Source organism: Leisingera sp. ABM4_101 (assembly GCF_056158725.1).
The window spans coordinates 264791-286792 of the sequence record NZ_JBSWTV010000002.1; the positions used below are offsets into that span (position 1 = coordinate 264791).

A 22002-nucleotide genomic window follows, 5' to 3' on the forward strand; every position below is an offset into this window, starting at 1 on the left:
TGTTGCCGGAACCGGGCCCTGCCGCCGGGGATGCTCCCCCTGCAGGCCGCGGCCCCAAAGGGCTGAATATATCCGGGACGCCGGCGTCATCAAGCAGCCTGTCCCTGCGGGCAGGCGGAGGCTGCACGCCCAAAGTGATCAACCATCCTTGGCCTTCTCCGCCACGTCAACTTTCACACCCCACCCTGCCAGCGCGGCAGCAAGCTTCTTGCCCGGCGCATGATCCGTAAAAAGAAGATCCAGCTTGCGCGGGGAGGGGCCGCAATGCGGGGCGGTTTCCTCGAACTTCGGATGCGCAATAGCCACGGCGACCTGCTCACTGCACTCAGCCGCAACACTGGCCAGCTGCGCCTCAGCCGCACTGTGATAGAGCACGCCCTGCTTGGCGGAAAATGCATCAGCCGACAGCACGGCCAAGTCCAGCGAAAACCTCCGGACCTGCTGTTCTGTCACAAAGCCGAAGGTGCCGCGCTCGTTGCTCTGCAATTCGCCGCCAAGGAAATGAACCCGGTTGCCATTGTGGTTGACCAATGTCTGGGCCGCACCGACAGAATTGGTGACCACAATCAGCCCTGATTTCTGCCGCAGTTCCTCGGCGACAAAGGCCGTGGTTGAACCGACATCCAGGAACAGCGCCATACCGTCCCGGGCATGCTTTGCAACCTGCGCTGCAATTCGTGCCTTTTCCTTTTGGTTTTCCGATATTCTGCGGGCAAAACTGGTTGCACTCTGCGGCCCGGCCAGGAATGCACCGCCATGCACCCGTTGCACGGCCCCCGCCTTGTCCAGAGCCTTGATCGTGCGCCGCACGGTTTCCTCGGACACCTCCAGCATTTTGGCAAGCTCAGCGCTGCGCGCCGACCCGCCAAGGCGGCGCAAGGCGTCTACCAGTTCCAATTCACGGTGAGAAAGCGAAAGTGAGTCAGACAAGAATAAATCCGTTTGCGTTTGCCCGTCACACCCCATGGGGCACGGCTGCTTGCCGCTTTACAAGAGTTCTCCACAGTTTCCCACATTTTTCTGCAAAACGCACATGTATTTCCGGCATTTTTGTGCAAACGGTCATCGTCTTACTGGGACGGGCGGGTCCGCCTCGCGACCGTTTTTTTAACGGTCCGGCGGCCAGGTCCACCGGATTGACCAGGCTTGCATCTCTGTTTGCAATACCTTGCCAAAAACAAGGTTTTGCAGCCCCCCTTCTCGTTTGCGCAATCGCTCCCGCCCCTTCTGCGGCCCGCCTGCGGCCGTCCGCAAAGCCTTGGGCATGGCACCGCGCCTAGCGGCGGGGTGCGGGCAGCGCCCCGCAGGGGCGCTGCCGGGCCCAAGGCCCTTGCCGGGGCAGCTGGGCGGCCCGCAAGGGCAGCCGGGATGCTCCGGCGGGGCGCGGGAGAGCCGCCGTGGTAATGCAAAACCGCCGCGGCTGGGGGCCGCGGCGGTTTCTTTTTCAACCCTGGGAGAGGCTTAGAGGTTCGGATACAGCGGGAACTTGGCGCAAAGGTCCGCGACCTTGGCGCGCACCGAGGCCTCCACATCCGCATTGCCCTCTTCACCGTTGGCCGCCAGCCCGTCGATCACCTCGATGATCAGGTCGGCGATCTGGCGGAACTCCGCCTCGCCGAAGCCGCGGGTGGTGCCTGCGGGCGTGCCCAGGCGCAGGCCGGAGGTCACGGTGGGCTTTTCCGGGTCAAACGGGATGCCGTTCTTGTTGGTGGTGATATGGGCGCGCCCCAGCGCCTTGTCGGCGATGTTGCCGGTGACGCCCTTGGGACGCAGGTCCACGAGCATCACATGGGTGTCGGTGCCGCCGGTCACGATGTCCAGCCCGCCCTGGATCAGCTGATCCGCCAGCGCCGCCGCGTTCGCCTTCACCTGCTGCTGGTAGGCCTTGAACTCCGGCTTCAGCGCCTCGCCGAAGGCCGCTGCCTTGCCGGCGATCACATGCATCAGCGGGCCGCCCTGGATGCCGGGGAAGATCGCCGAGTTCACCTTCTTGGCAATCGCCTCGTCATTGGTCAGGATCATGCCGCCGCGGGGGCCGCGCAGGGTCTTGTGGGTGGTGGTGGTGGCCACATGCGCATGCGGGAAGGGCGAGGGGTGTTCGCCGGCCGCAACCAGCCCTGCAAAATGCGCCATGTCGACGTGCAGATAGGCGCCGACCTTGTCGGCAATCGCCCGGAAGCGGGCAAAGTCGATGACGCGCGGAATGGCGGAGCCGCCGGCGATGATCAGCTTCGGCTGATGCTCAACCGCGAGCGCTTCCAGCTGGTCGTAGTCGATCAGGTTGTCGTCGCGGCGCACGCCGTAGGAGACCGCGTTGAACCACTTGCCCGACTGGTTCGGCGCGGCGCCGTGGGTCAGGTGGCCGCCGGAGGCCAGATCCATGCCCAGGATGGTGTCGCCGGGCTTCAAGAGAGCCTGGAACACGCCCTGGTTGGCCTGGGAGCCGGAGTTCGGCTGCACGTTTGCGTATTCGCAGCCAAAGAGTTCCTTGGCGCGGTCGATGGCCAGGTTTTCGGCGACGTCGACATACTGGCAGCCGCCATAGTAGCGGCGTCCCGGGTAGCCTTCGGCATATTTGTTGGTCAGGACAGAGCCTTGCGCTTCCATCACCGCGGCCGAGACGATGTTCTCGGAGGCGATCAGCTCAATCTCGTCGCGCTGGCGGCCCAGCTCGGCCGTGATCGAGGCGTAAAGTTCAGGATCGCGCTCAGAAAGCGCTTGGGTGAAAAACAGATCTTTGGACATTCGGGGCTCCTGTCTATCCAGTCCAGCCAAGGCCCGCGGCGACGCAGTTCATCGACTGCATCAGCGGGACCGGCACTGTTGAAGATTTGCGGGCGCGCTCTTCCCGCAGGAGGCGCACCTGGGTTTTGTGAATTTCGCGCAGCATATTTTCCACCCGGCCAAAGCGGGCGCGCAGGCGCGGGAACCGCTGGGACAGGCTGCTGTCGCCGGTAAGGAAGGCGATCGCCTCGCAGGCAAGCTGGTATTCCTTGCGGATGGCACCAAAGATGCGCTCCCGGGTCCCGGTGTCCTGCACCAATGTTGCGTAATCGGCTGCGATCTCCATGTCGCTTTGCAGCAGAGTCTTTTCGACCTCGTCCACCACCAGGCGGAACAGCGGCGACCCCGCAAACATATCCTGCAGAACCGCATCGCCGCGGGTGCCGCGGAACTTGCGGAAACTGGCAACCGCCGAGCCGAACCCGTACCAGCCGGTGATCATGTGGCGGTTCTGCGACCAGGCAAAGACCCAGGGGATCGCCCGCAAATCGTCCAGCGACCCGGCCCCGAAACGGCGCGCAGGACGCGAGCCGATCTTGAGCATCGCCAGTTCCTCTACCGGGCTGGCCTGCTGGAAGTAATCCAGGAAACCCGGCGCGTTCAGCAGGTTGGAGTAGGCTGCCTGGGACATCCCCGCGAGCGCCTCGAACGCGTCATCAAACTCCGGGTTCACCGGCGGGGTATCGTCTTGCAGCGAATGGCGCAGCACCGAGGAGGCCATCAGCTCCAGCTGATGCAGGGCCGTGCCGCGGTTGGCGTATTTCGAGCTGACAACCTCGCCCTGCTCGGTGATCCGCATCCGGCCTGCGACGGTGCCTGCGGGCTGGGCCGCGATGGCGCGCTCCGCAGGGGCGCCGCCGCGGGAGACAGAGCCGCCGCGGCCGTGAAAGAACACCGGCTGCATCCGGTGCGCCGCCAGGGTGCGGGTGATCAGGCGCTGCGCCTTCTCCAGCTCCCAGGTGGAGCAGAGGAAGCCGCCGTCCTTGTTGCTGTCGGAATAGCCCAGCATCACCTCGATCCGGTTGTCGCCGGATTTCAGCGAACGGCGGGCAAAGGGCACGTCCAGCAGGCCGTCGAGGATGCCGGGCGCGGCGCGCAAATCGCCGATGGTTTCAAACAGCGGCACCACTTTCAGAGCCGCCTTTTCGGCGCCGAAACCGGCATAGCGCGCCAGCAGGTAGACCCCCAGCAGATCATCGGTGGAACGGGTCATCGACAGGATGAACGGCCCCATCGCCTGCGGGTCTTCCCCTGCCCCGGCATCGCGCATCAGACGCAGCAGCTTCAGCAATTCGCCGCTTTGCGGGCTCAGCTCATCCGGGGTCATGTAAGGAAGCGAGGCGCTGCCCAGCTCCTTGCGCAGCCGCGCCGACCAGTCCGGGCTGCCAAATTCCGGCGCATCGCCGGAGCGCGCCCAGATCTCAGTCAGCGTCTCAGTGGTCACGGTGGAATTCTGCCGGACATCCAGCGTCACCGTGCGGAAGCCGAAAACATCAGCCTGCCAGCGGATCGGGCGCACATAGCGGGCGGCAAGGCGGTGCGCGCCGATTTCCTCAAGCGCCCCTTCCACTTCTGTCAGGTCGGCAACAAAGTCACCCAGATGTTTGTAGGCGCCGGTGTCCTCGGCAGCGGTGGCCTTGATCCGCGCCTGGATCGCGGTCAGCGCCTGGCGGAAGACTTCACCGGGATTGCGGGCAGTCAGTGCTGCGGCACCGGGTGCCGCTGCAATGACCTTTGCCAAGCGGGCAGAGGCACTGTCCGGCAAGGCAAACACGGCGGCTGAAATGGAGATCCGTTCCGCTGCGGTGGTCAGCGCCTTCTGGTAGCGTTTCAGGATTGCTGCACGGTTCGCAGTCAGCGCTGCCGCCGTCGCCTCAACCGTCACATTCGGGTTGCCGTCGCGATCACCGCCAATCCAGGAATGAAACTTGAGGCACGGCGCATCGGCGCTTTCGCCCAGGCGCGGCTCAGCAGCAGCGATGTAGCGTTCGAACAGCTGCGGCACCGCCTGGTACAGGCTGTCGCGGAAGAACTGCAGGCCCCATTGGATTTCATCCTGCAGGCTGGGCCTGTCGCGGCGCAGCTCGCCGGTCATCCACAAGAGGTCAATCTCCGAACGCAGATCCTCCAGCAAATCGGCACGCTCACGCGGGGTCCAGCGCTTGGCTTCCAGCGACACCAGCCCGCGGTAGATACGGCGGTGGATTTCCAGGATGGTAACCCGCTTGGCCTCGGTCGGATGCGCGGTCAGGGTCGGGCCGATTGAGAACTGGCTGGCAACTTCCTGCAGCCGTTCCGGCGTTGCGAGTTCGCCTGCCAGGTCCAGCGCGCGGGCAAAACTGCCCTCGACCACTTCCGGACCATCCTGGGTTTCGGCCATGCGGCGGTCGCGCATGGCGGCGTTTTCTTCGACGATCTTCAGCAGCTGGAACCAGATGTTGAAGGCCTGCATATAGGCGGTGGCGGGCTGCCCGTCGGACAGGTCCCAAGGCGCCTCGCCGGCCGCACGCTCCGCCACTTCCGGGGCGCGCTGGCGCAGGACGTCCAGCCACAGGGCATGCAATTCACTGCGCAGTTCAGCGGCGTAACCGGTATCTTCGACCGCCGCATGGGTGTTTTCAGCCGGATCTCCCATTACATCACCCGGTCACGCGGCTCGCGCCCTTCGAAGAAGTCGTTCAGATTGTCGAGCACGCGGAAGCCCATCGCCTCGCGCGCCTCGCGGGTGGCGCTGCCCAAGTGCGGCAGCATCACCAGGTTGTCGCAGTCAAGCAGGTCCGGGTTGATGCGCGGCTCGCCGTCGAAAACGTCCAGCGCCGCGCCGCCGATGGTTTCGAACCACAGGGCGCGGGACAGGGCCAGCTCGTCGATCACCTCGCCACGCGCCGTATTAATAAGGAATGCGTCCGGCTTCATCAGGTTCAGCATCCGGGTGTTGATCAGGTGCCGGTTGGCGGTGCCGCCCGGGCAGTGCAGCGAGACGAAATCGCACTGCGGCATCAGCTGTTCCAGACTGTCCACCTGAGTGGCGTTGTAGCGGGCCAGGATATCGGGGGATACGCGGGAGCGGTTCTGCACCACGATCTTCATGCCGAACCCGTGGTGGGCGCGCCGCGCCATTTCCTGGCCGATGCGGCCAAAGCCCACGATGCCCAGCGTCTTGCCGGAAACCTTGGTGCCGACCAGATGGGTCGGGCGCCAGCCGGTCCATTCACCGGCGCGCAGCTCGCGTTCGCCTTCGCCTGCGCGGCGGGCCACCATCAGCAGCAGCGTCATGGCAATGTCGGCCGTGCATTCGCTGAGGACATCCGGCGTGTTGGTGACGGTCATACCGTGGCCGGCTGCGCCGTGCATATCAATATGGGAGTAGCCAACGCCATAGTTGGCAAGGATACGGGCCTGCGGTTTGGCAACATCAAACGCCTTGGCCGAGACAGTGTCGGTCACCGTCGGCAGCACCGCGTCATAGGACTTCATCGCGTCGCGCAGCTCAGCCTCGCTCAGCGGTTTGTCGCCCGTGTTCAGCACGGCATCAAAGGTTTCAGAAAGCTGAGCCTCTACTGCGGCGGGCCAGCGGCGGGTCACCAGTACCTTTGGCTTTGCCATGATTTCATCTCCCTGACGTGCTTGTTCTTTATTAAGGTGCTCCACCCCCGCCATTGCCCCGGGCCAAGGGTGGAGCAGTGCGCCAGATCCAGGGCTGGATCAGGCGGCGTTCTTTTTCATCACGCTTGCGATGGTTTCGCCGATCACGGCGGGGTTCTCGGCAACGGTCACGCCGGCCGCTGACAGGATCTCCACCTTTTCCGAGGCGGATTTACCGAAGGCAGAGATGATCGCGCCCGCGTGGCCCATGGTGCGGCCCTTGGGTGCGGTCAGACCCGCGACATAGGCCACCACCGGCTTGGTCACGTGGTTCTTGATGTAATCTGCCGCTTCCGCTTCCTGCGGGCCGCCGATTTCACCGATCATCGCGATGACCTCGGTTTCCGGATCCTTCTCGAACCATTCCAGGATGTCCTTGAAGGAAGAGCCGTTGATCGGGTCGCCGCCGATGCCGACCGAGGTGGAAACCCCCAGGCCCAGCTCTTTCAGCTGTGCCGCGGCCTCATACCCCAGGGTGCCCGAACGGCCGATGATGCCCACGGTGCCAGGCAGGTAGATATGGCCCGGCATGATGCCCAAGAGCGCCTTGCCCGGCGAGATGGTGCCGGCGCAGTTGGGGCCGGTCAGGATCATCCGCTTGTCCTTGGGATAGCGGTACATGTAGCGCTTAACGCGGATCATGTCCTGGGCCGGGATGCCGTCGGTGATGCAGACACAGTAGTTAATACCCGCATCCGCCGCTTCCATGATGGAGTTGGCTGCAAACGGCGGCGGCACAAACACCAGCGAGGCATTGGCGCCGGTGGCCTCCACCGCTTCTTTCACGGTGTTGAAGACCGGCACGCCCTCGACGGTTTCACCGCCCTTGCCAGGTACCACGCCGCCGACGACGTTGGTGCCGTATTCGATCATATCCTTGGTGTGGAACCGGGCAATTTTGCCGGTGATGCCCTGGACGATGACACGGCTTTCGCGATCAAGAAGGATGCTCATTTCACGGCCCTCACACGAGTGTTTTGATCAAGGTCGTTTTTCCACGCGCCAACGGCCCGCTCAGCGGCTTCCATCAGCGAGGTTGCGCGGATCAGCGGCAGGCCGGACTGCGCCAGGATTTTCTGGCCTTCCTCCACGTTGGTGCCTGCAAGGCGGACCACAACAGGCACGTCGACCTGCACTTCCTTCAGCGCCTGCACGACGCCTTCGGCGACCCAGTCGCAGCGGTTGATGCCGGCGAAGATGTTGACCAGAACCGCCTGCACATTGCTGTCGGACATCACCAGGCGGAAGGCCTTGGCGACCCGTTCCGGGGTTGCGCCGCCGCCGATATCCAGGAAGTTGGCAGGCTCGCCGCCGGCCAGCTTGATGGTGTCCATGGTTGCCATCGCCAGGCCCGCACCGTTCACGATGCAGCCGATGTTGCCCTCCAGGCCGACATAGGACAGGCCGCGGTCGGCGGCGCGGGCTTCGCGCGGGTCTTCCTGGGACTTGTCGCGCAGCTCAGCGATCTGCGGGTGGCGGAACAGGGCGTTGTCATCAAAGGTCATCTTGGCGTCCAGCGCGATGACCCGGTTGTCCGAGGTGACCACCAGCGGGTTGATCTCAACCATGGTGGCGTCCAGTTCGGAAAACGCCTGGTAGCAGCCCTTGAGGGTGCGCACCATCTGCTGCGTCATTGCCGGCTCAATGCCCAGCTGGAACGCGATCTCGCGTGCCTGGAAGTCCTGCAGGCCCACCGCCGGTTCAACGGTCGAGCGCACGATGGACTCGGGGCGCTCGGCGGAGATCTCTTCGATCTCCATGCCGCCTTCGGACGAGGCAACGATCATCACCCGCTGGCTGGAGCGGTCCAGCACAAAGCCCAGGTAAATCTCGCGGGCGATCGGCACCGCACCTTCTACATAGACACGGTAGATGCCTTTGCCTTCGGGGCCGGTCTGGTGGGTCACCAGCTTCTTGCCGAACAGGTTCTCAGTCGCCTCATAAATCTCGGCTTCGGAATTGCACAGCTTGACGCCGCCCGCCTTGCCGCGGCCGCCGGCGTGAACCTGGGCTTTGACGATCCATTTGTCGCCGCCCAGTTCCCGCGCGCGGTAGGCCGCCTGCTCGGGGCTGTAGGCCAGCGCGCCCGGCGGAACGGTCACGCCGAAGTTGCTCAGAACTTCCTTGGCCTGATACTCGTGGATATCCATGGTCCTCTCCTCCTCATGGATGTCGGAATTCTATTACTCAGCCGGTTCCAGTTCCGGTGCGTAATGCTTGTCGAGCAGGGCGTTGATCGCCTCCATGTCGACATTTGCGCCCATGTCGTTCATCGCCTTGCCGAAGCGGTTGACGATGTCGGTGATGGCCGCCGGGGTGATCTGGTTCAGGATACCGATGCGGACCTGGACCGGCTCCGACAGGGTCGGCCAGATGCCGAAACCAACGGCGCGGCAGTTGCCCACCAGCTCTTTTTCGCGGCCCGCCAGATCGCCGGGCAGGTTCAGAACCACCAGGCTGGTCATGTTGCTGGTCACATCGCAGCCCATCGCGGTGACGGCGTCGCGCAGCGCTTTCTCGTGGAAGGCATAGTCGCGGGCCTTCTGGGCGCGGCCGTGCTGCAGGGTGATGCGCAGCGCCTCGTGGAAGGCGGCAACCGCATAGCCCGAGTGGGTGCGGTGGTAGGTGCCGGCAGCCACGTCCTCGCCGTCCACGATGCCCCAGTGGCGGGCTTCCAGGATCGGGTTATGGACATAGGAATGGCAGCCGTTCTCACGCACGGTCTGGATGTACTGGTCGGTGAAGGACACCGGCGCATAGGTCAGCGGCAGGCAGAGCACGCCTTTCTGCGGGCAGGACGCCCAGCCGGCAACGCCCGGATAGTCGTCGATCGAGAAATCCTCGATGCCCAGCGAGGACACCGCGTCGATCAGGCCCATCACGCCGTGCTTCACACAAGCGTCCGAGAAGCCTTTCAGGTCGTTGATGCGGCCCGAGCCGGTTTCCCAATGCGCCATGAAGGCCCATTTCGGTTTTTTCTCGGCCAGCACCTGCTCCACCAGCTTGCCGGAGACCAACTCGCCGTGCGGCACGTCAACCACGGTGACGGACGCAGGCTGCGGGTTCATCGCGTCAGCGGCCAGCTCCTCGCGGGTGGCGGCTTTCATGCGGATGGTCATCGCGTCGATGCCCGAGAAGGTGCCGTTCTGGAAGGCCACCACGGTGTCGCCCGGCAGGATCGCGTTCAGCATGCAGTCCAGGCCCGAGAAGCCGGTGCCGCCGACGCCGTAGGTGTAGGTGTTGCTGGTGCCCCACAGATCGCGCAGCATCTGCTTGCACTCGATCATGCCGCGCAGCACGTCCGCCTGCATGTGGTCGGCCAGGCCGGTGTTGGCAAAGGCCTGCAGCACGCGGGGATCGGTATTGCCCGGGCCAGGGCCGGCGGCCAGGGTTTCCGGGATTTCCAGGCTGGGGAAGATCGTGGGTTCAGTCATCGGGGTTAGACCTCGCTGGTTTCAAGTCGGCGATGTGCCGGAGGTCCCGGGCCTTCGTCGCGGCGGTCTTCACTGCGGGAAGGTTTGTTTCCTGTCGTGCAACATCTGTTAACCCAAGGAAAACCCAGGTCGACAAAACCCGCAACATTCCTATATCCTGCTTTTGGGTATTCAAAAGGGCGGGAAAAAAACTACCCAAAGCGGTAAAAATACCGTTGCATACCAAAACTGACCCTACCCATTTGGGTGGTTTATTACAAAAGGACACAGAATGGCTCCTATAAGCGACAAAGTTTCCCCGATTTCGGTCATGCTCGCTGACGCAAATCCGCTGGTGCTGTCTGCGATGTCCGAAATCTTCGACAAGGACCCGCGATTCTCGCTGGTCGCCACCTCCGCCACCGCCGAAGGCTTCCTCGGAACGGTGATGCGGGTGCCGGTCCAGGTCGGGATCATCGACTGGAACCTGCCCGCGCTTGGCGGCGCCAAGCTGATCGAGGTGCTGCGCGACCAGGCCAACGCGCCGCGGCTGGTGGTCTATGCCGACGAAAGCAGCGAGGTGCCGCGCAAGGCGATGAGCGCAGGCGCGGCCGGCTTCGCGCCGCGCTCCAGCGCCGTCGAGGGGCTCTTGGACACCTGCATCGCGGTGGCCGAGGGCAAGATGGTGTTCCCCTTCCTCGACGTCCGCGGACTGCAGACCGATCCGATCGAGCAGCTGTCGCGCCGCGAGCGCACCATGCTCGAGGCGCTGTCCAAGGGGCTCACCAACAAGGAGCTCAGCAAGGAGCTGGGAATTTCGACCAACACGGTGAAATTCCACCTGTCCAACCTCTACGAAAAACTTTCGGTCAAGAACCGCGCCCAGGCGATTGCGTTCTTCTACGCCAACCGCGCCGCCAAGGGGGATTTCCACCTCGAGGAATGACCCTGCCCCAGCGCCCGGCGCCTCGCACGCGAGTGCACATACGCGTGTGTACGCGGGGGCGCGACGCGTGGGCGCACCCACGCGCGAATGTATTTAAATGAAAACTTTTTTCTTGACAGGAAACACCCTCATGAGGAATGCCTAGGGAGGAGAGGACGAAACCCCATATCGAACGAGGAGCGAACCCATGTCGTTTCATACCATTGAACAGGCCCCCGGCCGCCTGAACCGCAGCGAGCTGGCAATCCCCGGCTCTCAGCCGCAAATGTTTGAAAAAGCTGCAAAATCTGACGTTGACGTGATCTTCCTGGATCTCGAAGACGCGGTTGCGCCGGACGAGAAAGACCAGGCCCGCAAGAACATCATCCAAGCCCTGAACGAGATCGACTGGGGCAACAAATCCATGTCGGTGCGAATCAACGGCCTGGACACCCACTACATGTACCGCGACGTGGTCGATGTGGTTGAGCAGGCAGGCGAACGCCTGGACCTGATCATGGTCCCCAAAGTGGGCACCGCGGCCGATGTTTACGCCGTCGACATGCTGGTCACCCAGATCGAAGACGCCAAGGGCTACAAGAAGCGGATCGGCTTCGAGCACATCATCGAGACCGCGCTCGGCATGCAGAACGTGAGTGAAATTGCCGCAGCCTCCAAGCGCAATGAATCGCTGCATTTCGGCGTTGCCGACTATGCCGCCTCGACCCGCGCCCGTACCACCATCATCGGCGGCGTGAACCCCGATTACTCGGTGCTGACCGACCCGGCCGCTGATGGCTCGCGCGACGTGCATTGGGGCGACATGTGGCACTATGCGCTGGCCCGCATGGTGGTGGCTGCCCGCGCCAACGGCCTGCGCCCGATCGACGGCCCGTTCGGCGATTTCCAGGACAAGGAAGGCTACAAGGCCGCTGCAAAACGCGCCGCGGTTCTGGGCTGCGAAGGCAAATGGGCCATCCACCCCAGCCAGATCGAACTCGCCAACGAAGTGATGTCGCCGTCGGACGCCGAGATCACCAAGGCGCAGCGCATCCTCGAAGCCATGGCCGAAGCCGAAGCCGCCGGCAAAGGCGCGGTGTCGCTGGACGGCCGCCTGATTGACTATGCCTCGATCCGTCAGGCAGAAGTGCTGGTGGAAAAAGCCAAGCAGATCGCCGGCAACTAAGCCGCTGATCCTGCTCAAGACATTCCGCCGCCCCGGCCTTTTGCCGGGGCGGCTTGACGCCGCTGTGCCAGGGAGATCCGGATGACTGAGTTGCTGACCACCGCCAAGGCCCTGTTTCAGGCCGCTGTCGACCGCGCCGACCCGGCGCAAGCGCTTCGCTCCCAGCTGGAATCTTCCCCCCTCGCCCCCCTTCAGGAGGGCGGCCGCAACGTCCTGCTCGCGGTGGGCAAGGCCGCGGTGCCGATGATGCGCGAGGCGCTGCAGCTGATCCCGGATGCGGCCCAGGCCTTGGCCATCACAAACCCGGAAAACCACACGGAAATTCCCGGCGCCACGGTCATCTGCGGCGCCCACCCGGTGCCCGATGAAAGCAGCGCCGGCGCAGGCCAGGCCGCGGTTGAACTGGCGCGTTCTCTGGGTCCGGATGACAGGCTGATTGCGCTGATTTCCGGCGGCGGCTCCGCCCTGATGGTGGCCCCTGCTCCCGGCCTGACACTCGCGGACAAGGCAGCCGTCAACAAACTGCTGCTCGCTTCGGGACTTGAAATCAACGATATGAACCTGATCCGTCAGCAGCTGTCCGACACCAAGGGCGGCGGGCTGCTGCGCCATGCCGCGCCTGCCCAGGTGCAGGCCTTCATCCTGTCCGACGTGATCGGCGACGACCTGCGCGCCATCGCCTCAGGCCCCACCGTGGCGCCCATCGGCAGCCCCGCAGAGGCCCGCGGGATCATGCAGCGGACCGGCATCTGGGACAGCGCGCCTGAGGCCGTCAGAACCCATCTCAGCGCCGCTGAGACGGCGCAGGAGGCCCCGCCCCCGGCCACCAATATCCTGATCGGCTCCAACCGCCACAGCCTCAAGGCGATGATGGCCGCAGCGGCAGAGGATTGGAGTCCGAAACTGGTATCGCACCGGTTGGTAGGCGATGTGGCCGAGGCTGCAGAAACCGTTGTCAAAGCGGCAGAATTGGCCCCCCAGGACAAACCAATTGCGCTGATTTTCGGCGGCGAAACCACTGTTCAGCTCACCGGCACTGGCCTTGGCGGGCGCAACCAGGAACTTGCCTTGCGCGTCGCCAAACTGGGCGCCGAACGTCTCAGCGGCAACTGGCTGTTCCTGTCAGGCGGCACGGACGGGCGCGACGGCCCCACAGACGCGGCTGGCGGCATTGCCGCTCCCGGCACCTGGGACGCCATCAGGGTTGCCGGACAGGACCCGGAGGCATTGCTGGCCAACAATGACAGCTACGCGGCCCTCAAGGCTGCGGACGCGCTGCTGATGACCGGCGGCACCGGCACCAATGTTGCTGATGTGCAGGTCTTCCTGAGGCGGCCCGGCTAACCCCTGGAACACCGCCGCTTTCAACTTGCCCAAAATACTCCAGCCGGAGGCTCACACGCATCCGGCGGCAAGCTTTGGCCTGCGACTCTATACGCTGACGGGAACCTTCTTCTCGCCCCACTCGGCAAGATCATTCACCAGCACCAGCGCTACCCGTCGGAACACCATTCTCAGCCGGTCCACATGCGGCCCGTCCAGCTTGAGGTCCGCCAGCGCCTGATCCATGCACTTCAGCCAGTTCTCGGCGTCCTCTTCCGTGACCGGCACATGCGCGTGCATCAGCTTCACGTCCATATGGCCGTGTTTTTCCTGATAATACTTCCGGCCACCCAGGAAGCCGGATAGGAAATTGAACTGCTCAATCCGGGCGTGGTCCATACCGTGGCCGCGTTTGTGCAGTTTCACAATCTGCGCGCCTGCCTCAGTCTCTTCGACAATGTCGTAAAATCTTTCAACGAGGGCTCGGACTACGTCCTCGCCACCGATCTGATCTATCAGCTTCTGAACCATTTAACCTCCCAGCCCCGCAGCGGCCGGCCTCAGGATTGAGGCCGGGTCTTCTTGGGGTCGTAATGCGCAAAGGGTACTATTTTGGCCGGCAGCCGTTTTTGATGCCCGTCAAGTTTGCCGATTTCCACCTCGGTTCCGGCTTCGGAACAAGACACGTCCACCCGCGCTAGCGCGATGTTCTTGCCCAACAGCGGTGAGCGCATGGAGGACGTCACTTCGCCAATCTGCGCCCGCCCGATGTGCACGCAATCACCATGGCCCACGTCGATGGCCGAGTCGATATCCAGCCCGACCAGCTTGCGCGCAGGCGTGGTCTTGCGCCGGATCAGCGCGTCGCGGCCGACGAAATCATCCTCTTTCGATTTCAGCGGCACGGTAAAGCCGATGCCAGCCTCAAACGGATCGGTCTGGTCAGAGAAGTCATAGCCTGCAAAAATCAGCCCGGCCTCGATCCGCACCATATCCAGCGCCTCCAGCCCCATCGGGCGGATGCCGTGGTCCTGGCCGGCCTCCCAGACCGCATCAAAGACCTCGCTTGCGTGTTTCGGATGGCAGAAGATCTCATAGCCCAGCTCGCCGGTGTAACCGGTCCGTGACACAACCACCGGCACGCCATGTTCGCCACCGATGCGCGCAGGTGTGAAACGGAACCAGCCCAATTCCCCAAGTTCGGGATTATGCGGCATAGTCCAGATGATTTTCTTCAGAAGATCACGGCTTTCCGGCCCCTGCACCGCAATATTGTGCTGCATATCGGTCGAGGAGCGGATCAGAACGTTCAAACCCAGCTTCTCAGCCTGCTCGCGGATCCATTCCCCGCCGTAATCCGAGCCGCCAATCCAGCGGAAGTTGTCCTTGCCCAGGCGGAACACGGTGCCGTCGTCGATCATGCCGCCATGCGGATAGCACATCGCGGTATAGACCACCTGCCCCACTGCCAGCTTCTTGATATTGCGGGTAAAGATGTACTGGCACAGCGCCTCGGCATCGGGACCGGTGATCTCAAACTTGCGCAGGGCAGACAGATCCAGCACCACCGATTTCTCGCGGCAAGCCCAGTATTCCTCCAGCGGCCCGGACTCGGCATAGCAATTGGCCAGCCAGAACCCGTTATACTCGATGAAGTTGCGGGTCAGCTTGCTGAGGCGGTCGTGGAAACCGGTTTCCTTGGTCATCTTGGGCTCCGATTCAGGGGTCGCGCGGAACGCAATCGCCCGCTTGAAGGTCTCTTCTCCGCTGTAGGTGCGGACGTGAATGTCAGTGGGGTTCCAGCCGTTGGCAGCGCTGGTGTCATCCGGGCAGGCCGAGCTGACGCAGACCAAGTCGGTCAGGGCGCGCAGCAGCACATAGTCGCCGGGCCGGGTCCAGGGTTCATCGGCATACATCACACCATGATCGTCGAGCCCGGTGTTGAAGAAGAAGTTGATCGCCATCCAACCCGCCCGCGGCGTCACCCCGTGCTGGGCCAGCGTGCCGTTGAAGTTATCCGAGCAGTTTACATGGCCGGGATAGCCGATGTCGTCATAGTATTTTGCCGCGCAGGCCAGGGCAAAGGCATCATGCCGTCCCACGGTGTCCTGCACCACCTCGACCAGCGGCAGCATGTCCTGATCATAGTATTTCGCATGCAGCCCCGGCATTGGATAGGCATGCCCCATCAGCGTCCGCGTGGTGGTCACATCCAGCGCGTGCTCGATGCCCTTGTCCAGCTTGCGGGCCGCAAAGCACTGGAAATCGGTGCATTGGCGGCCATCCACATCGATAATCTGGATGTAGTCCCCCGCCTTCACGAAGTAGCTTTCAGCGGTGGCGCTATGCACCCGCACCTCATTGACCGACTCAGCCAGCGGATCGGGCAGCTCAAACCGCGCCACCTGCTTGATCACCGCGCGCTTGACCATCACGGTCAGCGAGGTCACCGTATCCTGCTTCTCGAAATCCATGATGCCGCCGGGCGCCGCGATGATCACCACCCCGTCGCGCTGCGCGGTAAAGCTTTCCTCGGTCTTGGCAGGGGTTGCGCTGTCAAAGAACCGCACCGCACCGCCCTGGGCCAGATCGATACCGCGCGCCTCCATCCCCATCCGCAGCCCCCGCAAGGACTGGTCCGAAGAGGTCAGCAAAGCCTTCAGCCCGTCTGCACCGCTGTTCGCTGCTGCGCCGATGATTCCGGCGTCAATGCGCCCCTTGTCCCCTGCGGCGATGATCTCGCAGGGCTGGCCGCCCTCGTCGTTGATCACCGTGACCGTATCGCCAGTTTCCACCCGGATCAGGATCGCACCACAGCCCTCGACCACATAGCGCTCGGTTCCCTTGGGCAGCGAAAACACCGACGGCTGGTACAGTCCAGAGGGCTTCGGCGGCCCTTTGACAACTTCAGGGAAGCTCATGTCATTCATCGCGCATCTCCTGTTGGACTCCGGTCAAAATTGCACTTCCGGAATATTTATTTATTGAAAAGAATATTCCGCTCCCCCAGTATAATCAACAAACATGTTGATTTTCTGCGGAAAAATGGCAATTGCCCGGGATGCGGCATTTTCCTGGGGGTGAATGCCGCAAACGAAAGGATAACCGGTATGCACTCGCTGCTTCTTGGTCTGATCGCAGCCCTCGCCTGGGGTATTCACGACCTTTGCGTGCGGTTTGTCTCCCAGAAAACCAGCATCCTGCCGGCCATGCTCATCGTGTTCAGCACCGGAGCGATTCTGGTTGCCGGGGCCGCCGCCGCATTGGGGGACTGGCAGGCAATGACCCTACAAGCCGCCTGGCTGGCCGGCTTTTCCGGCCTCCTCTTTGCTCTTGGCTCCTATGCGCTCTACCGCGCCTTTGCCCTGGGACCGGTTAAGCTGGTGGCGCCGCTGGTCGGCGCCTATCCGGTGCTGTCACTGGCTATGGCGATGCTGCAGGGCCAGCCGGTCGGCCCCGGCCATTGGCTGGCGGTTGCCGCGGTGGTGGGCGGCGTTGGCTGCATAGCCGTCTTCTCCACCGAAGACGACGGCAGCCCGGTCAATTTGCAGGCAGCCGTCTGGGGCCTGGCAGGCGCTACCGGGTTTGCGCTGACCTTTGCTACCGGCCAGGCCGCAACACAGGCCGGAGCCGAACTGCCGGTGCTGATCATCACCCGGCTCGCTGCCGTCCTGCTTCTGCTGGGCCTGGCATGGCTGGCCCGGATGGTGCAGCTTCCCTCGCGCAAGCTGCTGCCTCTGCTGGCGCTCATGGGCACGCTGGATGCCGTAGCGCTTGGCCTGGTGATCTATTCCGGCACCCTGCCGCGGCCGGAATTCGCTGCGGTCAGCGCTTCGCTTTTTGGCTTGGTCACTGTTGTGCTCGCTTGGCTCGTTCTGCGTGAAAGCATGAACCGCGCCCAATGGATCAGCGTCGCCGTCACCTTCGGCGGCATTGCCTATCTGGGGCACTGACCACGGCAAGCTGCCGTACCCGCAAGCGGGCAAGCCCCCGCTTTTCATCTTGCCAAAAAAAACTCCCGCCGGAGGGTTTCCGGCGGGGCAGATTTGTTCGGACCTCAACGGTCTGCGCTTCAGGCGGTGAGGCCTTCAGGCTCGGGGAGGTTGTTGGCGCGGCAGCAGGCGGTGACGGTGTTCGCGAGCAGGCAAGCGATGGTCATCGGACCGACGCCGCCCGGCACCGGGGTGATGGCGCCGGCGCGCTCAGCCGCGGAGGCGAAGTCGACGTCGCCGACCAGCACGTTCTTGCCGTCGCGCTCGATGCGGTTGATGCCCACGTCGATGACGGTGGCGCCTTCCTTGATCCAGTCGCCCGGCACCATTTCCGGGCGGCCCACCGCAGCAACCACGATGTCGGCGCGGCGCACCACATCCGGAAGGTCCTTGGTGCGCGAATGCGCGATGGTCACGGTGCAGCTGTCGCCCAGCAGAAGCTGCGCCATCGGCTTGCCGACGATGTTGGAGCGGCCGATCACAACCGCATCCATGCCCGAGAGGCTGCCGTGGTGGTCGCGCAGCATCATCAGGCAGCCCAGCGGCGTGCAGGGCACCATCGATTTCTGGCCGGTGCCCAGAAGGCCCACGTTGGAGATGTGGAAGCCGTCCACGTCCTTCTCCGGCGCGATCGAGTTGATCACCAGATCCTCGTCCAGGTGTTTCGGCAGCGGCAGCTGCACCAGGATGCCATGCACCGATGCGTCGTTGTTCAGCTGATCGATCAGCGCCAGCAGGTCGGCTTCCGAGGTGTCCGCCTCCAGCTTGTGCTCATAGGAGTTCATGCCGACCTCGACGGTCTGCTTGCCCTTGGAGCGCACGTAAACCTGGGACGCCGGGTCCTCGCCGACCAGAACCACCGCCAGGCCCGGGGTGATGCCGTTTTCTTCTTTCAGCCGGGCGACGTGCTCCGCCACCTGGCCGCGCACCTTGGCCGCAAAGGCCTTGCCGTCAATCAGAGTTGCTGCCATTTGATCTCTTCCTTTTTGCCGCAGGCCGGAAGCCTGCCTATTCCTCACGAATAACCCGCGCCTCGCGGGCGATCGACCAGTCCACCAGCTGCCGCCACAGGCCTTCGATCAGATCGGGGTCCAGCCCCTCCCCTTGCGCGGCGGCGCGGGCATTCATGACCACTTCCTCAACCCGGCTAGGGATCCGCGCCGGCCAGCCATTGAGCTGCTTCAGTTCGGTGGCCCGGTCGATATAGCCGGCGCGGACGGCCAGCAGGGCGATCAGGTCCCGGTCGAGCCGGTCAATCTGGGCCCGCACCTCTGCCATCGACTGGCAGTCCTGCGGCGGTGTTTCTGTGCTCATGTCTTAAAACTCTTGCGGCCCGGGGTGCTCCCCCGGGCCGCAAAAAGCGCATTTTGCGTCTTAGAACAAGCCTTCGATCTGGCCGTCCTCGTTCAGGCGGATGGTTTCCGCCGCCGGTTTGCGCGGCAGGCCCGGCATGGTCATGATCTCGCCGCAGACCGCAACGATGAAGCCGGCGCCCGCAGACAGGCGGACCTCACGCACCGGAACCGAATGGCCGGTCGGCGCGCCGCGCAGGGACGGGTCGGTCGAGAAGGAGTACTGGGTCTTCGCCATGCAGACCGGCAGGTTGCCGTAACCCGCGTCTTCCCATTCCTTCAGCTGGTTGCGGATCTTGTTGTCCGCCAGCACCTCGTCGGCGCGGTAGATGCGCTTGGCGATGGTTTCGATCTTTTCGAACAGCGGCATGTCGTCCGGGTAGATCGGCGCAAAGTTGGCCTGGCCCGCATCGACGACCTCAACCACTTTCTCGGCCAGCGGCGCGGAGCCTTCTGAGCCCAGCTCCCAGTGGCGCGAAAGAACTGCCTCAACGCCGTGGTTGGCGCAATAGGCTTTGACCGCGTCCACTTCCGCATCGGTGTCGGTCACGAAGTGGTTGATCGCAACCACAACCGGCACGCCGAAGGATTTGACGTTCTCGATGTGGCGGCCGAGGTTGGCGCAGCCGGAGTTCACCGCCTCGACGTTCTCGGCACCAAGGTCTGCCTTGGCCACGCCGCCGTTCATCTTCATCGCGCGCACGGTGGCCACCAGCACCACTGCGGAGGGTGCGATGCCTGCCTTGCGGCATTTGATGTTCATGAACTTCTCGGCGCCGAGGTCAGCGCCGAAGCCGGCTTCGGTCACGACATAGTCGGCCACTTTCAGCGCGGTCTTGGTGGCGATCACCGAGTTACAGCCGTGTGCGATGTTGGCGAACGGGCCGCCGTGCACGAAGGCCGGGTTGTTTTCCAGGGTCTGCACCAGGTTCGGCTGCATCGCGTCTTTCAGCAGAACGGTCATTGCGCCCTCTGCCTTGATGTCGCGGCAGTAGACCGGGGTCTTGTCGCGGCGGTAGGCCACGATGATGTCGCCCAGGCGCTTTTCCAGGTCCTTGAGGTCGTTCGCCAGGCACAGGATCGCCATCACTTCGGAGGCCACGGTGATGTCAAAGCCGGCTTCGCGCGGGAAGCCGTTGGACACACCGCCCAGGGACGCGGTGATGGTGCGCAGGGCACGGTCGTTCATGTCGACCACACGGCGCCAGGCGACGCGGCGGGTGTCGATGTCGCACTCATTGCCCCAGTAGATGTGGTTGTCGATCATTGCCGACAGCAGCGAATGGGCCGAGGTGATCGCATGGAAGTCGCCGGTGAAGTGGAGGTTCATCTCCTCCATCGGCACCACTTGCGCGTAACCGCCGCCTGCAGCGCCGCCCTTCATGCCGAAGTTCGGCCCCAGGCTCGCTTCGCGGATACAGATCATCGCGTTCTTGCCGATCCGGTTCAGACCGTCGCCCAGGCCCACGGTGGTGGTGGTCTTGCCTTCGCCAGCGGGCGTCGGGTTGATCGCGGTCACCAGGATCAGCTTGCCGTCTTCCTTGTCCTGAACGGAGTTGATGAAGCTCTGCGACACCTTCGCCTTGTCATGGCCGTAGGGCAGCAGATCGTCGTTCGAAATCCCGATCTTAGCGCCAATCTCCTGGATCGGCTTCTTCTGCGCTTCACGCGCAATCTCAATGTCACTCTTGTAGCTCATGGCCGTCTCCCTGCTGCCATCCGTTCCGGTTCACGCCCCGCTGCTGATGATCCCCGCGAGGCAAGATATATTCCTATTAATTAAATATTTTTCCTACACGTCAACACATTCTTGCGCGGATTTTCCTGAAAAACAGGGGGATTTTGCTGTTTCTGCCGCGGATCAGAAACTGGCGGAATTTCACCCCGGGTGAAGACGGCGCATATGCGGCAAAGCCTGCCGCAAACAAAAGAGGCCCGGGCAATGCCCGGGCCGTGCGTAGTCCAGCCCGAAGACCGGACAGGGGAATCAGATGTCCAGCGTGTTCTCTTTTTCCCAGCGGGAGAAGTGGTTCACAAAGGAGCTCCACTCTTGCTCCTTCATCTTCAGGTAAGCGGCCGAGAACTCCTCGCCCATCATTGCCTTCAGACCATCGTCCTTGTCGTAGAAGCGCAGCGCATCCAGCATGTTGAGCGGCAGTTTCGGCGCGTCGGTGATGGTGTGGCCTTCGGCGTACATGTCGATGTCGTGACGCGGGCCAGGGTCGGCTTTGGAGCGGACACCGGAGAGGCCGGCCGCGATGATCACCGCCTGCAGCAGATAGGGGTTCACAGCACCATCCGGCAGGCGCAGTTCAAACCGGCCGGGGCCTGGAACGCGCACCATGTGAGTGCGGTTGTTGCCGGTCCAGGTCACGGTGTTCGGCGCCCAGGTCGCGCCCGACATGGTGCGCGGCGCATTGATGCGCTTGTAGGAGTTCACCGTGGGGTTGGTGATCGCCGCCAGGGCTGAGGCGTGCTTCATGATGCCGCCCAGGAACCAGCCGCCCTGCTCCGACAGGCCCAGCTCGGCAATCTGGCCCGCGCCCTTTTCACCGGCAAAGACGTTGGTGCGGGCATCTTTGCCCGGTGCGTCCCAGACCGAGATATGCGCGTGGCAGCCGTTGCCGGTGAGGCCCTCGACCGGCTTTGGCATGAAGGTCGCGCGGTAGCCGTGCTTTTCCGCCACCGATTTAGTCATGAACTTGAAGAAGCTGTGCTTGTCGGCGGTCGACAGCGCATCGTCGAACTCCCAGTTCATCTCGAACTGGCCGTTGGCGTCCTCGTGGTCGTTCTGATACGGGCCCCAGCCCAGTTCCAGCATGTAGTCGCAGATCTCGCGGACCACGTCATAACGGCGCATCACCGCCTGCTGGTCATAGCAGGGTTTTTCAGCGGTATCGAAGGGGTCCGAGATTTCCTCTCCGTCCGGGGTCAGCAGGAAGAACTCGGCCTCGATGCCGGTCTTCACGTGCAGGCCTTCGTCCGCAGCCTCCTTGATCAGGCGGCGCAGCACGTTGCGCGGCGCCTGAGCCACATCCTCGCCTTCCATCACGCAGTCAGCCGCCACCCAGGCGACCTCCGGCTTCCACGGCAGCTGGATCACCGAGTTGGGATCCGGCACCGCCAGCATGTCCGGGTGGGCCGGTGTGAGGTCAAGCCAGGTGGCAAAACCGGCAAAGCCGGCCCCGTCTTCCTGCATGTCCGCGATCGCCTGTGCCGGCACCAGTTTGGCGCGCTGGCCACCGAACAAGTCGGTGAAGGAGATCATGAAGTATTTAACGCCTTTTTCTTTTGCGAAAGCAGCCAGATCTGTCGTCATGGTCCTACTTCCTTTCCCTGTTGAACGTATTTCGAAAATGGGGCGCGAACCGTCACCGGCCGC

Annotated in this window: 17 protein-coding genes; 4 read left to right on the forward strand and 13 right to left on the reverse strand. The window is 63.4% G+C overall.

Annotated elements, in window-relative coordinates:
- Window positions 1–138 precede the first annotated feature (138 nt).
- The 7 genes from ACXAEK_RS02385 to ACXAEK_RS02415 all read right to left on the reverse strand — a co-directional run bounded on the left by ACXAEK_RS02385 (window position 139) and on the right by ACXAEK_RS02415 (window position 9863).
- Window positions 139–930: a DeoR/GlpR family DNA-binding transcription regulator gene (locus tag ACXAEK_RS02385; RefSeq protein WP_475039678.1), complete on the reverse strand. Its 792-nt coding sequence runs from the start codon at window positions 928–930 to the stop codon at window positions 139–141.
- A gap of 531 nt (window positions 931–1461) precedes the next feature.
- Window positions 1462–2745, reverse strand: a complete 1284-nt coding sequence (glyA, locus tag ACXAEK_RS02390; protein WP_475039680.1) for a serine hydroxymethyltransferase — start codon at window positions 2743–2745, stop codon at window positions 1462–1464.
- A gap of 13 nt (window positions 2746–2758) precedes the next feature.
- Complete coding sequence (locus ACXAEK_RS02395) at window positions 2759–5419, reverse strand: phosphoenolpyruvate carboxylase (RefSeq protein ID WP_475039681.1); 2661 nt, start codon at window positions 5417–5419, stop codon at window positions 2759–2761.
- A complete protein-coding gene (locus ACXAEK_RS02400) occupies window positions 5419–6390 on the reverse strand; it encodes a 2-hydroxyacid dehydrogenase (RefSeq protein ID WP_475039682.1) in 972 nt (323 codons plus the stop codon). The genes ACXAEK_RS02395 and ACXAEK_RS02400 overlap by 1 nt, the downstream gene beginning before the upstream one ends.
- Before the next feature lie 99 nt (window positions 6391–6489).
- Entirely contained in the window at window positions 6490–7383 is an 894-nt protein-coding gene (gene sucD / locus ACXAEK_RS02405) for a succinate--CoA ligase subunit alpha (protein ID WP_475039684.1), read from the reverse strand.
- Entirely contained in the window at window positions 7380–8579 is a 1200-nt protein-coding gene (locus tag ACXAEK_RS02410; RefSeq protein WP_475039685.1) for a malate--CoA ligase subunit beta, read from the reverse strand. Before ACXAEK_RS02410 ends, sucD begins: the two co-directional genes overlap by 4 nt.
- A gap of 33 nt (window positions 8580–8612) precedes the next feature.
- Window positions 8613–9863 carry a pyridoxal-phosphate-dependent aminotransferase family protein gene (locus ACXAEK_RS02415; RefSeq protein ID WP_475039686.1) on the reverse strand — a complete coding sequence of 417 codons (1251 nt, stop codon included), beginning with the start codon at window positions 9861–9863 and terminating at the stop codon, window positions 8613–8615.
- A 310-nt stretch (window positions 9864–10173) separates the two neighbouring features.
- Here ACXAEK_RS02415 and ACXAEK_RS02420 point away from each other — a divergent pair, with 310 nt between their 5' ends.
- The 3 genes from ACXAEK_RS02420 to ACXAEK_RS02430 all read left to right on the forward strand — a co-directional run bounded on the left by ACXAEK_RS02420 (window position 10174) and on the right by ACXAEK_RS02430 (window position 13297).
- The gene (locus tag ACXAEK_RS02420; protein ID WP_475045163.1) at window positions 10174–10788 is read left to right on the forward strand and encodes a LuxR C-terminal-related transcriptional regulator; all 615 of its coding nucleotides are present in this window, start codon (window positions 10174–10176) and stop codon (window positions 10786–10788) included.
- A 187-nt stretch (window positions 10789–10975) separates the two neighbouring features.
- Window positions 10976–11953, forward strand: a complete 978-nt coding sequence (locus ACXAEK_RS02425; protein ID WP_039134764.1) for an HpcH/HpaI aldolase/citrate lyase family protein — start codon at window positions 10976–10978, stop codon at window positions 11951–11953.
- Between the two features lie 81 nt (window positions 11954–12034).
- A complete protein-coding gene (locus ACXAEK_RS02430; protein ID WP_475039688.1) occupies window positions 12035–13297 on the forward strand; it encodes a glycerate kinase type-2 family protein in 1263 nt (420 codons plus the stop codon).
- Between the two features lie 87 nt (window positions 13298–13384).
- Here ACXAEK_RS02430 and ACXAEK_RS02435 read toward each other — a convergent pair whose 3' ends face one another.
- A complete protein-coding gene (locus ACXAEK_RS02435; RefSeq protein ID WP_475039689.1) occupies window positions 13385–13807 on the reverse strand; it encodes a group II truncated hemoglobin in 423 nt (140 codons plus the stop codon).
- A gap of 29 nt (window positions 13808–13836) precedes the next feature.
- Window positions 13837–16206, reverse strand: a complete 2370-nt coding sequence (gene tdm / locus ACXAEK_RS02440; RefSeq protein WP_475039690.1) for a trimethylamine-oxide aldolase Tdm — start codon at window positions 16204–16206, stop codon at window positions 13837–13839.
- Between the two features lie 180 nt (window positions 16207–16386).
- Here tdm and ACXAEK_RS02445 point away from each other — a divergent pair, with 180 nt between their 5' ends.
- A complete protein-coding gene (locus ACXAEK_RS02445; protein ID WP_475039692.1) occupies window positions 16387–17229 on the forward strand; it encodes an EamA family transporter in 843 nt (280 codons plus the stop codon).
- A gap of 119 nt (window positions 17230–17348) precedes the next feature.
- Here the strand turns inward: ACXAEK_RS02445 and folD are convergent, their stop codons facing one another.
- The 4 genes from folD to glnT all read right to left on the reverse strand — a co-directional run bounded on the left by folD (window position 17349) and on the right by glnT (window position 21939).
- Window positions 17349–18239: a bifunctional methylenetetrahydrofolate dehydrogenase/methenyltetrahydrofolate cyclohydrolase FolD gene (gene folD, locus ACXAEK_RS02450; RefSeq protein WP_475039693.1), complete on the reverse strand. Its 891-nt coding sequence runs from the start codon at window positions 18237–18239 to the stop codon at window positions 17349–17351.
- Between the two features lie 37 nt (window positions 18240–18276).
- Complete coding sequence (locus ACXAEK_RS02455) at window positions 18277–18582, reverse strand: chorismate mutase (protein WP_475039695.1); 306 nt, start codon at window positions 18580–18582, stop codon at window positions 18277–18279.
- A 60-nt stretch (window positions 18583–18642) separates the two neighbouring features.
- Entirely contained in the window at window positions 18643–20319 is a 1677-nt protein-coding gene (locus ACXAEK_RS02460; protein ID WP_475039697.1) for a formate--tetrahydrofolate ligase, read from the reverse strand.
- A 288-nt stretch (window positions 20320–20607) separates the two neighbouring features.
- The gene (gene glnT, locus ACXAEK_RS02465; protein WP_475039698.1) at window positions 20608–21939 is read right to left on the reverse strand and encodes a type III glutamate--ammonia ligase; all 1332 of its coding nucleotides are present in this window, start codon (window positions 21937–21939) and stop codon (window positions 20608–20610) included.
- Window positions 21940–22002 lie beyond the last annotated feature (63 nt).

Coding starts and splice junctions, on each gene's coding strand:
- ACXAEK_RS02430 (WP_475039688.1), top strand. CDS start 12,035: ATGACTGAGTTGCTGACCACCGCCAAGGCCCTGTTTCAGGCCGCTGTC.
- ACXAEK_RS02425 (WP_039134764.1), top strand. CDS start 10,976: ATGTCGTTTCATACCATTGAACAGGCCCCCGGCCGCCTGAACCGCAGC.
- folD (WP_475039693.1), bottom strand. CDS start 18,239: ATGGCAGCAACTCTGATTGACGGCAAGGCCTTTGCGGCCAAGGTGCGC.
- sucD (WP_475039684.1), bottom strand. CDS start 7,383: ATGAGCATCCTTCTTGATCGCGAAAGCCGTGTCATCGTCCAGGGCATC.
- ACXAEK_RS02455 (WP_475039695.1), bottom strand. CDS start 18,582: ATGAGCACAGAAACACCGCCGCAGGACTGCCAGTCGATGGCAGAGGTG.
- ACXAEK_RS02395 (WP_475039681.1), bottom strand. CDS start 5,419: ATGGGAGATCCGGCTGAAAACACCCATGCGGCGGTCGAAGATACCGGT.
- ACXAEK_RS02445 (WP_475039692.1), top strand. CDS start 16,387: ATGCACTCGCTGCTTCTTGGTCTGATCGCAGCCCTCGCCTGGGGTATT.
- ACXAEK_RS02410 (WP_475039685.1), bottom strand. CDS start 8,579: ATGGATATCCACGAGTATCAGGCCAAGGAAGTTCTGAGCAACTTCGGC.
- ACXAEK_RS02435 (WP_475039689.1), bottom strand. CDS start 13,807: ATGGTTCAGAAGCTGATAGATCAGATCGGTGGCGAGGACGTAGTCCGA.
- ACXAEK_RS02460 (WP_475039697.1), bottom strand. CDS start 20,319: ATGAGCTACAAGAGTGACATTGAGATTGCGCGTGAAGCGCAGAAGAAG.
- ACXAEK_RS02415 (WP_475039686.1), bottom strand. CDS start 9,863: ATGACTGAACCCACGATCTTCCCCAGCCTGGAAATCCCGGAAACCCTG.
- tdm (WP_475039690.1), bottom strand. CDS start 16,206: ATGAATGACATGAGCTTCCCTGAAGTTGTCAAAGGGCCGCCGAAGCCC.
- ACXAEK_RS02420 (WP_475045163.1), top strand. CDS start 10,174: ATGCTCGCTGACGCAAATCCGCTGGTGCTGTCTGCGATGTCCGAAATC.
- glnT (WP_475039698.1), bottom strand. CDS start 21,939: ATGACGACAGATCTGGCTGCTTTCGCAAAAGAAAAAGGCGTTAAATAC.
- glyA (WP_475039680.1), bottom strand. CDS start 2,745: ATGTCCAAAGATCTGTTTTTCACCCAAGCGCTTTCTGAGCGCGATCCT.
- ACXAEK_RS02400 (WP_475039682.1), bottom strand. CDS start 6,390: ATGGCAAAGCCAAAGGTACTGGTGACCCGCCGCTGGCCCGCCGCAGTA.